The 13,753-nt window shown below is 69.2% G+C and carries 18 protein-coding genes and 1 rRNA gene; 9 read left to right on the forward strand and 10 right to left on the reverse strand.

Features of this window, described 5'->3' with window-relative positions; translation table 11 throughout:
• Positions 1-73, reverse strand: a 16S ribosomal RNA gene (locus tag ACLQ23_RS10710); the annotation flags it as partial.
• Between the two features lie 658 nt (positions 74-731).
• Positions 732-977, reverse strand: a complete 246-nt coding sequence (locus ACLQ23_RS10715; protein WP_355587062.1) for an SCO4848 family membrane protein — start codon at positions 975-977, stop codon at positions 732-734.
• Positions 978-1,133: 156 nt separating this feature from the next.
• On the opposite strand from ACLQ23_RS10715, the gene ACLQ23_RS10720 reads away from it, so the two are divergent.
• The 6 genes from ACLQ23_RS10720 (at position 1,134) to ACLQ23_RS10745 (ending at position 5,259) form a co-directional block, all read left to right on the forward strand.
• A complete protein-coding gene (locus ACLQ23_RS10720) occupies positions 1,134-1,604 on the forward strand; it encodes a PRC-barrel domain-containing protein (protein ID WP_355587064.1) in 471 nt (156 codons plus the stop codon).
• A 4-nt stretch (positions 1,605-1,608) separates the two neighbouring features.
• The gene (locus ACLQ23_RS10725; RefSeq protein WP_355587066.1) at positions 1,609-1,776 is read left to right on the forward strand and encodes a hypothetical protein; all 168 of its coding nucleotides are present in this window, start codon (positions 1,609-1,611) and stop codon (positions 1,774-1,776) included.
• Positions 1,777-1,865: 89 nt separating this feature from the next.
• Positions 1,866-2,924, forward strand: a complete 1,059-nt coding sequence (gene trpS, locus ACLQ23_RS10730) for a tryptophan--tRNA ligase (RefSeq protein WP_425880597.1) — start codon at positions 1,866-1,868, stop codon at positions 2,922-2,924.
• Positions 2,925-3,044: 120 nt separating this feature from the next.
• Positions 3,045-3,389, forward strand: a complete 345-nt coding sequence (locus ACLQ23_RS10735; RefSeq protein WP_355588409.1) for a YciI family protein — start codon at positions 3,045-3,047, stop codon at positions 3,387-3,389.
• Positions 3,390-3,392: 3 nt separating this feature from the next.
• Positions 3,393-4,649 carry an RNA polymerase sigma factor gene (locus ACLQ23_RS10740; RefSeq protein WP_425880598.1) on the forward strand — a complete coding sequence of 419 codons (1,257 nt, stop codon included), beginning with the start codon at positions 3,393-3,395 and terminating at the stop codon, positions 4,647-4,649.
• Positions 4,650-4,668: 19 nt separating this feature from the next.
• Positions 4,669-5,259, forward strand: coding sequence for an HAD family hydrolase (locus ACLQ23_RS10745; protein ID WP_425880599.1), 591 nt, complete (start codon positions 4,669-4,671; stop codon positions 5,257-5,259).
• A 4-nt stretch (positions 5,260-5,263) separates the two neighbouring features.
• On the opposite strand, the gene ACLQ23_RS10750 is transcribed toward ACLQ23_RS10745, so the two are convergent.
• From ACLQ23_RS10750 to ACLQ23_RS10765, 4 genes are all read right to left on the reverse strand, one after another.
• Positions 5,264-6,235, reverse strand: coding sequence for a quinone oxidoreductase family protein (locus ACLQ23_RS10750; protein WP_425880600.1), 972 nt, complete (start codon positions 6,233-6,235; stop codon positions 5,264-5,266).
• 100 nt (positions 6,236-6,335) lie between these two features.
• Positions 6,336-7,184: a WxL protein peptidoglycan domain-containing protein gene (locus ACLQ23_RS10755; protein WP_425880601.1), complete on the reverse strand. Its 849-nt coding sequence runs from the start codon at positions 7,182-7,184 to the stop codon at positions 6,336-6,338.
• Between the two features lie 35 nt (positions 7,185-7,219).
• A complete protein-coding gene (locus tag ACLQ23_RS10760; protein ID WP_425880602.1) occupies positions 7,220-8,137 on the reverse strand; it encodes a HupE/UreJ family protein in 918 nt (305 codons plus the stop codon).
• A gap of 17 nt (positions 8,138-8,154) precedes the next feature.
• On the reverse strand, positions 8,155-8,436 hold the full coding sequence (locus tag ACLQ23_RS10765) for a hypothetical protein (RefSeq protein ID WP_425880603.1): 282 nt from the start codon (positions 8,434-8,436) through the stop codon (positions 8,155-8,157).
• Between the two features lie 276 nt (positions 8,437-8,712).
• Between ACLQ23_RS10765 and ACLQ23_RS10770 the strand changes: the two genes are divergently transcribed.
• Together ACLQ23_RS10770 and ACLQ23_RS10775 are read left to right on the forward strand one after the other, a co-directional pair.
• Entirely contained in the window at positions 8,713-9,279 is a 567-nt protein-coding gene (locus ACLQ23_RS10770) for a hypothetical protein (protein ID WP_425880604.1), read from the forward strand.
• Positions 9,280-9,398: 119 nt separating this feature from the next.
• A complete protein-coding gene (locus ACLQ23_RS10775) occupies positions 9,399-9,980 on the forward strand; it encodes a dihydrofolate reductase family protein (RefSeq protein WP_425880605.1) in 582 nt (193 codons plus the stop codon).
• Positions 9,981-10,026: 46 nt separating this feature from the next.
• Here the strand turns inward: ACLQ23_RS10775 and ACLQ23_RS10780 are convergent, their stop codons facing one another.
• Complete coding sequence (locus tag ACLQ23_RS10780) at positions 10,027-11,082, reverse strand: arabinan endo-1,5-alpha-L-arabinosidase (RefSeq protein WP_355587085.1); 1,056 nt, start codon at positions 11,080-11,082, stop codon at positions 10,027-10,029.
• Positions 11,083-11,214: 132 nt separating this feature from the next.
• Here ACLQ23_RS10780 and ACLQ23_RS10785 point away from each other — a divergent pair, with 132 nt between their 5' ends.
• Positions 11,215-11,445 carry a hypothetical protein gene (locus ACLQ23_RS10785; RefSeq protein WP_355587087.1) on the forward strand — a complete coding sequence of 77 codons (231 nt, stop codon included), beginning with the start codon at positions 11,215-11,217 and terminating at the stop codon, positions 11,443-11,445.
• Positions 11,446-11,906: 461 nt separating this feature from the next.
• Here the strand turns inward: ACLQ23_RS10785 and ACLQ23_RS10790 are convergent, their stop codons facing one another.
• The 3 genes from ACLQ23_RS10790 to ACLQ23_RS10800 all read right to left on the reverse strand — a co-directional run bounded on the left by ACLQ23_RS10790 (position 11,907) and on the right by ACLQ23_RS10800 (position 13,711).
• On the reverse strand, positions 11,907-12,452 hold the full coding sequence (locus ACLQ23_RS10790; protein ID WP_355588411.1) for a DUF3592 domain-containing protein: 546 nt from the start codon (positions 12,450-12,452) through the stop codon (positions 11,907-11,909).
• 94 nt (positions 12,453-12,546) lie between these two features.
• Positions 12,547-13,095: a carboxymuconolactone decarboxylase family protein gene (locus tag ACLQ23_RS10795; RefSeq protein WP_355587088.1), complete on the reverse strand. Its 549-nt coding sequence runs from the start codon at positions 13,093-13,095 to the stop codon at positions 12,547-12,549.
• A 67-nt stretch (positions 13,096-13,162) separates the two neighbouring features.
• Entirely contained in the window at positions 13,163-13,711 is a 549-nt protein-coding gene (locus ACLQ23_RS10800; protein WP_355588413.1) for a carboxymuconolactone decarboxylase family protein, read from the reverse strand.
• Positions 13,712-13,753 lie beyond the last annotated feature (42 nt).

Raw genomic sequence — 13,753 nt, forward strand, 5'->3', positions numbered from 1 at the left:
CTTTCCGCTCGACTTGCATGTGTTAAGCACGCCGCCAGCGTTCGTCCTGAGCCAGGATCAAACTCTCCAACAAAAAATTGTGTTGAACAGCAAACCCTGACAACAAACAATATGTTGCCAAAGGAATCCCAACCAGCCGAAACCAAAGCTCCGACCAGTCCGGGGTATAAATCATAATTGGCACTGGCTTTACAAAGCACCCTGTTGAGTTCTCAAAGAACAACCACACACCGGTCAGACGGCCCCGATCCCGGGGCCCCATCTCGGGGCTTTCGTTCCGATGCCCGCCGCTCTCGCGCCGGGCACTTTTACTACGTTACCTCACCGTCTGCGCCGTGTCAAACCGTGTGTCCCGGTCTGTCGTGCTTGGTACGGGTTGGTCCCGGCGCGCTCACGCAGCAGCGAACCGCTGCGTCAGATCGTCGGATTTGGCAGGCCGGCCGCCGCAGTTTCCTGCGGGCTTGCCCGGTGCCCTGCCGGGGGTGAACCTTACCCGGTCGGTCTCGCTGCGCCAAATCCGCCTCGCGGCTGATCCGGCGAGCCCCGCCCGGACCGCGTCGCACAGGAGCGAACCCCTGCTTGACTCGGTGCCAGTACGTTTCGGCGCTTCGGAACTTTCGTCCCGTTTGCCCCGTTCCGCGCTGGCAGAGAGAAAGTTACGCGTCCGTGGGTTTGATCGTCAAATCCGTGGGTAGCGGTCCGCGTCACACTCACGCCCCAGCGAAGGACGCCTACCGCCGGCGGGCGACCAACCAGGCCCGGATGCCCAGTACACCGACTGTCGTGCCGATGACCAGGGACGCGGCGATCAGCAGCACGTGCACCCAGAGGAAGCTCGTGCCGGCGCCGTCGGCCACCGTGCCGGACGCCCAGGAGCGCGGGTCCTGCCAGATGGCGACAGCGAACCTCGGCCAGATCACCCAGGTCCAGATCCCGACGCCGACAAGGAAGAGAGCCCATCCCCGTGACAACACCATGGCAGTCGAGTATGCCAGCGGCCCTGCTCAACAGCCTGATCACGGACGCGGGCCGGCGACGACGCGGGCGCACGGTCGGCTACGCGTTCGTTTCCGGAGACGGCCCGGTGGGCACTGCGAGAGGGGACAGCTTGTCGCCGTCCACCGGAGGTGCCCATGCAACCCTCGATCTTCAATCCCTGGGCCTGGCGTGACCCGTCCGCCCTTGCTGGCGGGTACGGCCAGACCACCCCGTCGATCACACCGCCGCAACGTCAGGACGGTGGGGACGGCCGCCCGGACGCACCCGGACCCGGAACGCCCGTGGACCTGGTGGGCTACCAGGTGCAGGCGAGTGACGGGCGCATCGGCACCATCGACGAGGCGAGCGACGAGGCCGATGCCGGGTACCTGGTGGTGGACACCGGACCGTGGATCTTCGGTCAGAAGGTGCTGCTGCCTGCCGGCACTGTGGCCGAGGTGGACCACCAGGAACGCGTCGTGCACGTCGACAGGACCCGGCAGGAGATCAAGGACGCTCCGCCCTTCGACGCGGAGCAGATTGACCAGGAGTACCGGGAACGCGTCGGCAACTACTACAGCGACAGGTACGTTCCGCCCCCCGGGTCGCAGCCGCGGGTAATCTGAGCCCGTGGTCCAGACGGGCAGCTGCACATCGGAGACGGTCGACGATCTCCTGACCGTTGTGGTGCCCGCGTTCCCGACCAGCTCCGGCGACGGCCGTGAGCAGCTCCTGGATGTCCTCCGTGCCGGTGGTCTGCGCTACCGCGCCGGCGCGCGATGGCGGACGGCTCGCTGAGTCGATCCCGCCGACCGAGCGGGGCGGATTCGCCCCGCTCGACGCGCGCCCACGCGTAGCCCACCTTCCCGCACGAAAGGCACACCATCATGTCCGTCCCACGCATGCTCACCGGCGACCGGCCAACCGGCCGCCTGCACCTCGGCCACTACGTCGGCAGCATCGCCAACCGGGTGCGGCTGCACCAGCGGTACGAGAGCTTCTTCATCATCGCCGACCTGCACATGCTCACCACACGCAACCGTCGCGAGGACATCGACAAGGTCTCCGGCAACGCCCGGGAGATGGTGACCGACATCCTCGCCGCAGGCGTCGATCCGGACCGCGCAACCTTCTACCTCCAGTCGGCCATCCCGGAGGTGGGCGACCTCAACACCCTGCTACAGAACCTGGTGACCGTGCCGCGCCTGGAACGGGTGCCGTCGCTCAAGGACATGGCCCGCGACGCTGGCAGGGAGGAGATGCCGTACGGGCTGCTGGGTTATCCGGTGCTCCAGGCCGCTGACATCCTCTGCGTGAAGGGTGAGGTGGTCCCGGTCGGCAGGGACAACGCCGCGCACGTCGAGGTGACCCGGGAGATCGCCCGGCGGTTCAACCATCTGTACGGGCAGGTCTTCCCGGTGCCCGAGCTGATCCAGGCGGACACACCGAGTCTGGTGGGCACCGACGGCGCGGCGAAGATGAGCAAGAGCCGGGGCAACACGATCGCCCTCTCCGACGACCCGGCAACTGTGCGCCGGAAGGTGCGCGGGATGTACACGGATCCGAACCGGGTACGGGCGGACGTACCGGGATCGGTGGAGGGAAATCCCGTCTTCGCGTACCACGAGGTTTTCAACTCGGACCGCGACGAGGTCGCGGACCTGGCCCGGCGGTACCGGGCCGGGCAGGTGGGTGACGTGGAGGTCAAGGAACGGCTGGTCGTGGCGCTGGAGCGGTTCCTGGCGCCGATCCGGGAGCGGCGGGCGGAGATCGAGGCGGACCGTGGGCTGGTCGACCGGCTGATCGTCGAGGGCACCGAACGGACCCGGCAGGTGGTGCGGCATACCCTGGTGGAGGTACGCCGGGCGATGGGGTTGACCGGCGCGTACCAGCAGGTGCGGCGGCGGGCCGAGCGGAGCCGGCGCCGGACGGACGCCCCGGCCTGAGACCGTCGGAGGGCGGGCCGCGAAAGTTCTCCGACTGCCGTGTCGACATCCTCGGGCTTCGTTCGTCGTCATGCTGTACGGCGACCCTGCCGCACCGAGAGGAGCCAAAACGTGAAGTACATGCTGCTGTACATGAGCGCCGCCACCGACGCGGAGGCCGGCGATCAGTGCACCTTCGAGGACTGGATCCGCTACGAGCGGGAAATGAAGGATGCCGGGATCTGGGTGTCCGGGCACCCGTTGCAGGACCTGACGACGTGCACGAGCGTGCGGGTCGGCGCGGACGGCGAACGCACGATCACCGACGGGCCGTTCGTCGAGACCCGCGAGGTGCTCGGCGGGTACGACATCATCGACGTCCCGGACCTGGACGCGGCGCTGAAGTGGGCGGCGCGCAGCCCCGGAGCCACCGGCGGCGCGTCGGTGCAGGTGCGTCCGATCGCCGAGATCCCGGTCGGGGTCTGACACGTGCGCGGCGAGGGGGCAGCCGTCGGCTCGTCCGTGGAGGCGGTGTTCCGGGAGGAACGCGGACGGCTGCTCGCCTCGCTCGTGCACCGGTTCGGCGACCTGGACCTGGCCGAGGAGGTCACCTCCGAGGCCATCGAGGCGGCGTTGGTGCACTGGCCGGCCGAGGGTGTCCCGAGCCGGCCCGGCGCGTGGCTGCTCACCACTGCCCGCCGCCGCGCCGTGGATCGGCTGCGTCGCGACCGGGTGCTGGCGACCCGGCTCGCGGTGCTCCAGGCGGAGGCCGAGCGGGCCGGGCCCGCTCCGCCCGCCGATGCCGACCGTGACCTGCCCGACGACCGGCTGGCGCTCTTCTTCACCTGCGCGCATCCGGCCCTTCCCTCCCAGGATCGCGGGGCGCTCACCCTGCGCTTCCTCGCCGGTCTCACCACGACCGAGGTCGCGCGTGCCTTCCTGGTGCCGCCGACGACAATGGCCCAGCGACTCGTCCGGGCCAAGCGGAAGATCCGGGACGCACGTATCCCGTTCCGGGTGCCCGGCGCCGACGAGTTGCCCGAGCGGCTGCCCACGGTGCTTCAGGCCGTCTACTCGATCTTCACCGAGGGGTACGCGGCAAGCTCCGGCCCGGACCTGCAGCGGACCGACCTCACCGAGGAGGCGATCCGGCTGGCCCGGATCCTGCGCCGGCTGCTGCCCGGCGAGCAGGAGGTCGCCGGGCTGCTGGCGTTGATGCTGCTCACCGACGCCCGGCGCGCCGCGCGGACCGGCCCGGACGGCGAGGTCGTCCTCCTGGACGACCAGGACCGCACCCGCTGGGACCACGCGATGATCGACGAGGGTCGGGCGTTGGTGCTGGTAGCGCTCACCGGAGGGCAGCCGGGCCCGTACGGGGTGCAGGCGGCGATCGCCGCGCTGCACGACGAGGCCGCCGACGTGGCAAGCACCGACTGGCCGCAGGTGGTGGCGCTCTACGACGTGCTGCTCACCATGGTCCCCTCGCCGGTCGTGGCGCTCAACCGGGCTGCCGCCGTGGCGATGCGGGACGGGCCGGAGGCGGGGCTCGCGCTGTTGGACGGGTTGGCCGACGATCCACGGCTGCGCGGCTACCACCTGTATCCGGCGACCCGCGCCGACCTGCTGCGCCGGCTCGGCCGCAACGACGAGGCCGCGGCGTCGTACCGCAGCGCGTTGGCACTTGTCGGCACGGAGCCGGAACGGGCGCACCTGCTGCGCCGGCTGGCGTCCGTGGCGGACGACTGAAGCGCTGTACCCTTTCCCGGTGAGTCTGCCTCTGCCTCCGGGTGAGTTCGCCGCGTACCTGTTCGACTGCGACGGCACCATCATCGACTCGATGCCGCTGCACTATCTGGCCTGGCAGCATGCCCTCGACGAGTGGGGCTGCGAGTTCCCGGAGGACCTGTTCTACGCGTGGGGCGGGCGGCCGGCAATCGACATCGTCGTGGCCCTGAACGAGCAGCACGGCCTGCGCATGCCGGTGGCGACAGTCATCGAGAACCGTGAGCGCTACTACCAGGAGTTGTTGCCGCAGCTGGCCGCCGTGCCGGAGGTGCTGGCGCACATCCACGACGCGCACCGGCGGGTCCCGTTCGCCGTCGTCTCCGGCGGCACCCGGGCGTCGGTCACCGCCTCGCTCAACGCGCTCGGTCTGCTGGACCGCTTCGACGTGCTTGTCTGCGCTGACGACTACACGCGGGCCAAGCCGGACCCGGAGGCGTTCCTGCTCGCGGCGCGGCAGCTGGGCGTACCCCCGGACTCCTGCCTGGTCTTCGAGGACACCGACCTGGGCATCCAGGCCGCGACCGCGGCGGGCATGGCGTCGGTACGCGTGCCGCAGCAGCGCACCGCCTGACGTCTCAGGCGATGGTCAGCAGCAGCTTGCCCAGGTAGGAGGTCTCCAGGCGCTGGTGCGCCTCGCGCACCTTGCCCAGCGGGAACTTCTCGGCGACGTGCACAACGAACGGCCCCGCCTCGATCAGTTCGTTGAGGCGCTGCATCTGGCGGGGATTGGAGACACCGTCGTACGCGCGGACCTGCACGCCGGGCCGTTCGCTCGGCTCCGGTCGCACGCCGTGGGCGAACGCGACAGCGCCACCGTCGGCCAGCGCCTCGGTGAGGCGGTCGAGCGTTTCGCCTCCGGCCATCGCGAGGATGCCTGCCACCCCGTCGGGTGCCGCGTCCCGGATCCGCGCGAGCAGCTCGGTGGTGTCGCCGTGGCCGTCGAGGGACACGTCGGCACCGAGCCGGGTCACCAGAGCCACCCCGTCCGGGCCGGACGCGACGGCGATCACGTTGAGCCCCTGCCGCTTGGCCAACTGGACCGCCAGGTGGCCCTGACCGCCGCTCGCCCCGAAGATCAGCAGCCAGGCGCCGGACGGCAGGCCGAGAGCGTCCAGCCCCGCCAGGGCGGTAAGCGCGTCCGTGGACAGGGCACCGGCGTGCTCGGCCGGCACACCGTCGGGCACCTTCGCCACGTACTCCGCCTTCGCCACCGCGTACTCGGCGTAGAAGCCGCCCTTGGGTCGGGTGGTGGCGGAGACGTAGACCAGGTCGCCCTCCGCGATGCCGGTGACCTGGCTGCCCACTGTGACGATCGTCCCGGCGCCGTCGGAACCGGGCACGATCGGAAACGCGGTGCCCTCGGGCACCAGCACACCCTGCCGCTCGTACACGTCCCACACGCCCACGCCAGCGCTCAACACCTTGATCAGCACCTCGTCGGCGGCGACCTCCGGCACTGGCAGTTTCCGCAGGGTGATCACTTCCGGCCCACCGAACTCGTCGAGGGCCGCGACCTGCATCCGCTCTGGCACATCCCCGTCAATCATCTGGAATCCCCTCCGTGCCGGCGTCATCCGTCGCAGCATGCCGGCTACGCGATGCTGCCGGCCCTCGGCTGGGCGGTGTTCACCCACAAGGGGCCGGGCGTCAGGCCGTATGCGTGCCCTGACCGCGCAGCGCCTTGGCGACGGCGTCCCGGACCCGGGCGTCCTCCCGCGTCCTGCGCTGGGACCGGCTGCGCCGCCGGTACAGGAGAGCACCCACGAGTACGGCGATCAGGGCGACCACTGCCAGCGTCAGCGTCCAGGGCACTGCCCATCCGTGCGCCGTGGCCTGGACGGGCTTGAGCGAGGTGGTGGAGCCGGACACGTCGGTGAGCAGGGGTGTGACGGTTGCGGTCGACGCGAGCCGGACCGCGGGGGTCACGCCGTGCACGGGCACCGTCACGTCCCAGCTCTCGCCGGGAAGCAGTTCCGGTGGCGCGGCGATCTCGTCGGCCCGTACCCGCAGGATGCCGAACGGGCCCGAGACCGAGACGTCCTGCTGGCCGGACAGGGCCGCGTTGCCGGTGTTGTGGATCCGGTACGAGACTGTCGCGTCGCCAGTGCCGAACGGGTTGAGCGTGCCGTCGTAGCGCACGTGGAAGTCCTCGATGGCGAGGTTCGGCGTGAGTTCGCCGCCGACGCGCAGCTTGATCCGGATGCCGAGGCGACGGTCCACGTTGATGCCCTCGGCCTGGTTGGCCTGGGTCAGCGCGGTGAGGACGCCACCGACGTAGTCACCGGGCCTGGCGTTGCCGGGAACGCTGATCCGGAACGGGACCTGCGCGGTCTTTCCGGGCTGGATCACCACGCTGTCGGTGCCGGCGTGCGCCCAGGCGCCGATCGCGACGGACTTCTTGTCCCTGGTCAGCAGGTCGAGCTGGCCGGCGTCGGTGGTGAACCCGTCGGCGGCGTACACGGACAGCTTCAGTGCAGCGGTGCCGCGGTTGGCCACCAGATGGCTGCACTTCCCGAACTAATCAGCTCTGCTCACGACCCGGAAACGCGCTGCACAAACCAGACCAACCCCATAATGGACACGCCTGCCGAAACAGCGCCGGTCACCCAGACGCCGGCTTTCGGCGTACGACGGCGCAGCACGAGCAGCAGCGGGAAGACGACGGCGATGATCCCCAACTGGACGACCTCGATGCCGATGTTGAACACCAGCAGGGACCACAGCAGCGTCCACGACCACGCCTCGTCGATGCCGAGCGCGCCAGCGAAACCCAGCCCGTGCACGAGGCCGAAGCAGAACACCACGCCGAGGCGGATCCAGCCGGCCCGGTCCAGGCTGAAGTGACCGTGCCCGGGAGTCTCCAGGTCGCCGGCGTGCTCACCACGCCGCCAGATTCCCCACAGGTGCCAGCCGGCGACGACGGCGATCGACAACGCGATGACCGGCTCCACGATCGTCCCCGGCACCTCGACCAGGCCGAGGGCCGCCAGCATGAACGTCACCGAGTGCGCCACTGTGAAACTCGTGGCCGCGAGCACGATCTCCCGAAGACGCCGCGACCCGGCGATGAGCGCCAGCAGGAACAGGATGTGGTCGATGCCGGACAGCAGATGCTCGGCGCCGAGCAGGAAGAACTCCCCGAACCGCTCGTACCAGGCCTGCGCCGTCGAGAAGGAGGGATGGTCGGCGTCGAGCGCCGCGCTGCCGGAGCGACCGTCGATCTCGTAGGTGACGACCGTCTTGGTGCCCTTGACGTAGCCCTCGCCGTCGGGGAACAGACCGCTGCGCACCTCGTGCTCGTCGGCCCCTCCGGTGCAGGTCCAGTCCAGCACCAGAGTCGCGTACGGCACGCCCTCGCGCTCGCCGATCGTCGGGTCGCCCACCTGACCGGGCCGGCAGGCCGCACCCCCCGCGTCGACCGAGAAGCGGTCGGCGACGTACCTCAGCACTGTCGCGGTGTGAGCCTTCAGCGCCGATGCCTGCGCCCCGTGTCGCCCGCCTCGAAGGCGGCGGTGCCGGCCCTGAAGAGCGGATCGTCGTCGCCGGCATCGGCGGCCGACACGACGAGAAGGTCGTATTCGAGCTCCACAGCCGTGCGAACGTGACCCTCGTCTCCGGCGAATATTCTGGCGTACACAGTGGACGAGAAACCGTGCGCTGACGCCGCCTGGACGCCCAGAAACGGAAACACCGCCAGAGCGATTCCGACAGCAACGACGACAACGGTACGGCGGACGTGCCCTGACATGCGACTCCCTCGGTTGGCCAGTGCACGTTGCATGTCGTGGGTAAACAGCAAACCGCCCGTCGACGAACCGCCGGAGAACAAATAACCGGCAGGGCAGCACGCCGATTGTCGGCGGCCGGAATTGAGATAGGAATACGAAGCAGTACGCGCGCCTCGCCACACCTTCGAAAGGACGACCGCCTTGCGCCCCCGCTTCGGGCCGTTGCCATCCTGGTCGCTACCGCCGCGCTTGTCGCCGCCTGCGACTCCAGCGACGACTGGTCACAGCCACGCCCCGTGCCCAGCGCCGTCGGCACCCTGGGTCCAGGGTTCGTCGATCCCTCGGCAAAGCCCACACCGGAGGCGACAATCACGCCGCAGCCCGGCTCGTGGGCCGGCGTCCACCCGCCGAAGGACTACCGGGTCGTCCTGCTCACCGCCGGTGACGACGAGCCGACGAAGGCCCTCGTGACGGCGGTCAAGAACTGGGCCGACGACGAGGACGTCGCCCTTCGCACGATCACGGTCGGTACCGCCCACGACGCCGTTCCGAGCATCGTCAAGGCCATGGAGATGGGCCCGGACCTCGTCGTCAGCGCGGGCAACGACCTCGTCGACGCTCTCGCGATGGTCACCCCCAACCACCTGGACGAGAAGTTCCTCGTGGTGGGCGCCGAACTGGCCGAGCCCACCCACAACGTCACAGCCGTCGACTGGTCGGGCGCGTCGTTCCGTGGCGAAGGGCTCGGCATGTCCTCGACGTACGACCCGGGCTCGTTCACGGCCGAGCGGTGCGCCGCCGCCATCCGGGCGGGCGTGGCCGCAGTGCTCAACGACCTGACCGGCATCGTCGTCTGGCTCTGACGGTGGGTCCCGCCCGATCGGAAACTCGGCCGGATCGACTGTCGATCGGCGCGCGTTGCGTTCGTGTAGAGGGCGAGCGGGCGAACGCGGTGTCGCCCACCGAGTTGAGGGGTGCCGTCATGCGCAAGCTGGTGGTCATCGAGTTCGTGACGCTGGACGGGGTCATGCAGGGGTTGGGGTCGCCGGACGAGGACCGCGACGGAGGGTTCGAGCACGGCGGCTGGGCAGCGCCGTACTTCGACGACGTTCAGACAGCCACCGCACTGGAAGGGCTGCGGTCGACAACGGCGTACCTCTTCGGTCGCCGGACCTACGAGAAGATGACCGGGTTCTGGCCGAGTCAGCCCGACGACAACCCGATGGCCGCACACCTCAACGCGACAGCGAAGTACGTCGCCACCCGTACTCTGACCGATTTCACCTGGTCGAACGCCCGACGGCTCGACGGAGATCTCGTGGCGGCGGTCGCCGACCTGAAGTCGCAGGGCGACGGCGTTATCGCCGTTCTGGGCAGCGGCGTGCTCGTGCAGGACCTCGTCGCGAACGACCTTGTCGACGGATACCGGCTGTTCCTGCACCCCCTCCTGCTCGGCACCGGCAAGCGGTTGTTCCGCGAGACGGCCCAGCCGAGGCCGCTGCGGCTGACCTCCTGCGTGCCGACCAGCACGGGCGTGCTCCTGCTCGAGTACGAGGTGGCGTGACCCCCACGCCACACGGGCGGACAGCGGCGGTGGCGCTGCGGGCAGGTCAGTAGACGAACGGCCAGCCGGCGGTGTCGTAGCCGATGAGGTTGATGCCGAGCAGCGAAGTGCCGTTGTTCGCGTAGTAGTGGTAGACGAGCACATCGGCGTCGCTGTCCGCCATGACGGCCTGGTGACCGGGGCCGTGGATGCTGCCGTGGCTGGCCAGCACCTGGGTGGCGCCGCCCGCGTTCATCGGGGTGCCGTTGCGGTCGACGTACGGGCCGGTGACGCTTGTCGACCGGCCGACCATGACCCGGTATGTGCTGGATGCGCCCTGGCAGCAACGGTCGAAGGACACCCACTGGTAGTAGTAGGAGCCGCGCTTGACGATCACCGGTGCTTCGATGGCGCCGCCACCACGGCCGGAGATGCTGTGGATCGTGTTGTCGGCGCGCTTACCGGTCGCCGGGTTGAGCGCGATCAGTTTGATGCCTGACCAGAACGAGCCGAAGCTCAGCCACCACCGGCCGTCGGAGTCGACGAAGAGGTTCGGGTCGATGGCGTTGAAGTTGTCCGAGGTGCGGGTCTCGATCACCAGGCCCTGGTTGGTCCAACTGCCGGACTCACCTGTGGCGCTTGTCGCCAGGAAGATCGCCGACCGGTTCGACCCGAAGGTGGAGGCCGAGTAGTACATCCAGTACCGGCCGTCGCGGTAGGTGAGGTCCGGCGCCCACAGGTTGCGGCTGCCGCCGGTGTACGTAGTGGTCCACGGGGCACCGCCGGGGAAAGCGCTGCCGGCGTTGCGGAACGCGGTCCGGTCGGTGGAGGTCTTCAGGGCGATGTTGTCGCCGGTGTGTGCCAGCAGGTAGCCGCCGGTGGGCCGGCGCACCATCGTCGGGTCGTGCACGCCGACGTTGCCCGTCACCACTCCCGGGTTGGGGTAGGCGGCCGGTGGGACGGTCGGGGTAGCGGCGGCCAGCGGGACCGCGGCGCCGGGCGGCGCGGCGTCCGACGGGCGCGCGGTCACCACCGCGCCGCCGGCCGCTACCACCGCGATAGCTGCGACGAGCGCGGCGAGGCGGCTGCCAAGCCGGGGTACGGGGAGAGCTGACGGGATCATGGCAGCCCCTTCGGAGAGGAGAGGTGACCCAATCACCATACGTCGATACTCGTCGATGTCTACGCCTCTGGGTGTGCCCGCCTGCGATCTGGGTAGCGGATAGAGGTAGCCGTGACCCAAGGAGGGATCGAGATGACCGACCCCAGGTATGCACCCATCGGGCTGGCCGCGCCTGAACGACTCATCGATGACGCCGGCAACGAGGCTGGCGGGACCGTCGTCGGAGCGGACGACGCTGCGGCCGACGCCGCCCGAGCCGGAGCTGACGTGGACCTGTCCGGCGCCCACCGCGACAGTGACGGCACCCCGGTCGGTGCGGCGGACGCCGAGGCGGACCGCCGCCGAGCAGCCGGCGAACTCTGACGGACCCCACCCCACAAGCGGCCGAACGGGTGGTGAGCGCACTGCTCACCACCCGTTCGCGTATCACACGCCCCGCACGGAACTCGGCCGTGTCCTACCTGTTCCGGCTACCGGCGACTATCCGTAGTAGCACCTGATCGACCTGCAGTCCGGCGTGCAGTAACAAATCTCCCCCCCGCCTGTGCGCCACCAGGAATCGGCTGTACAAAGGCAGCGGTACGCGGAGGCCGAGGCGGTCGGAACGAGACGCGACAGCGCCTTGTATCCGATGTTCTCGATCACACGGATCATGGTTCACCTCTTTCAGAGCTCAAGCGTGCCTGGCGGTTCCCCGCGAACTACGGGCCGCCTTCGACGCGATGCCGTAAAGCCTGGCAATACATCCTTGCCATCGCCCTTCCGCCCGCTTTCCACACTGTGGACAGGACGGGCGGTAGAGGCTCACCGTCCCGCCGGCGTTGTCAACGCCGGCCGTACCCCTTGTGCTTCGAACGGCCCGTGAATCTGCCGTCACTCCGTGCCGGGGTGACAGGCCGGGTACGCCGAGGCAACCAACGGCGGAACGGAATGCGTGACAGCAGCAGAGGAACCGCAATGACCAGGATCCCGAACCCCACGGCCCCCAGCACTCCCTGCACGCGACCGCGATGCCCGCTGAGCTGGCCGAAGTCCGTGACGAAATCACCGGAGTCGGCGGCATTCACCCAGATCGACACCTCGTCTCCGGCTGACCGGCACACCTCGACACAGCCGACCTCCCGCTCGTACGTCCGGCCGGACAGGTCGTACCGGAAATACATCGTGGTGGACGGGCTTTCCCGATTGCCGCCTTCCTTCGTCACCCGGCCGTCGACAACCGCCCGCGCCGGTACGCCCTTCGCCCTCAGCTCGGCTGCCCACTCGTCCAGCTCGAACTGGGTGTGGAACGGCAGCCACAGCAACGCGCCGCCGGCCACCACCAGCAATACGCATCCGAGGTTCGCCCAGGCCGACGAGCGTCGCCACATGTTCACGCAAGCATCATGGCGCTACCAAACAACTGGTCCATGGGTACGGCTGTTGCCGCACCCGGCTACGCGGGGCGCGGGTCGAAAAGGGCGCTCAGGCCATGTTGCGGTAGCCGACGCTCGTGACCCGCTGGGCCGTCTCGTCGTAGAACTTCGGATCACTCGGGGCGAACGTGCCGAGGCCGTCGACGTACCTGTTGACCATGCAGAAGGCCGCCGCGATCAGCACCGTGTCGTGGATTTCCTCGTCGGTGGCGCCCTCGGTGCGGGCCGCCTCGACCAACTCGGAGGTGACCTCCCGGCCACTGCGCTGCACTGCCCCGGCGATGTGCAGCAGAGCGCGCAGCTTCGCACCGACCTGGGCAGTGTCCACATCGGCGCGTACCTGGTCGACAACCGTCATGCCCTCGTCGAGCAGGGCGGCCGCGAACGCCGAGTGCGCCGAGCAGCAGTAGGTGCACTCGTTACGGCCGGAGACGTACGCGGCGATCAACTCCCGGTCAGCCGTCGGCAGACTCAGCGGCCCACGCAGCAGGGTTTCGGCCAACTCCATCATCGGCTTCCCGGTCACCGGCCGGTACTTCATCAGGCCCCGCACCCCGGGAAACTCGGTCTCGTCCACGCCCAGGTCGATGTGTGCCATTACCTGCAACTCCGGGTTCTGCTCGTAGGTAGGCAGGGCTCGGTGCGGTGACGCCGGGACGTCGTCGTCAGACGACCTGGCGGTAACCGATGTTGACGATGCGGTCGGACGCTTGCGCGTACCACAGCGGGTCGGCAGCCGGCTGCGTGCCGAGGCCGTCGACGTACCTGTTGAACATGCAGAAGGCCGCCGCGATGAGCACCGTGTCGTGGATCTCCAGATCCGTGGCGCCCTCAGCGCGGGCCGCCGCGACCATTTCGGAGGTGACCTCCCGGCCACTGACCTGAACGGCGCCGGCGATGTGCAGCAGCGCACGCAGTTTCGCGGAGATCGGGGCGGTGTCCGGATCGGCGCGAACCTGGTCGACAAGTGTCATGCCCTGGTCGAGCTGCGCCGCCGCGTACGCCGAGTGCGCCGAGCAGCAGTAGGTGCACTCGTTGCGCCCGGAGACGTACGCGGCGATCAACTCCCGCTCCCCCGGTGAGAGGGGATGCGGCCCGCGTAGCAGCACCTCAACCAGCTCAAGCAACGGTCCGCCGGTCTCGGGCCGGAAGCGCAGGGGGCCACGGATGCCGGGGAGTTCGGTCTCGTCCACCCCTAGATCGATGTGTGCGATGGGGTCACCCTCCGGGAACGTCGAAGCTGGACTGCGATCGAA

Source organism: Micromonospora sp. DT41 (genome assembly GCF_049841715.1).
Taxonomy (GTDB): Bacteria; Actinomycetota; Actinomycetes; order Mycobacteriales; family Micromonosporaceae; genus Micromonospora; species Micromonospora profundi.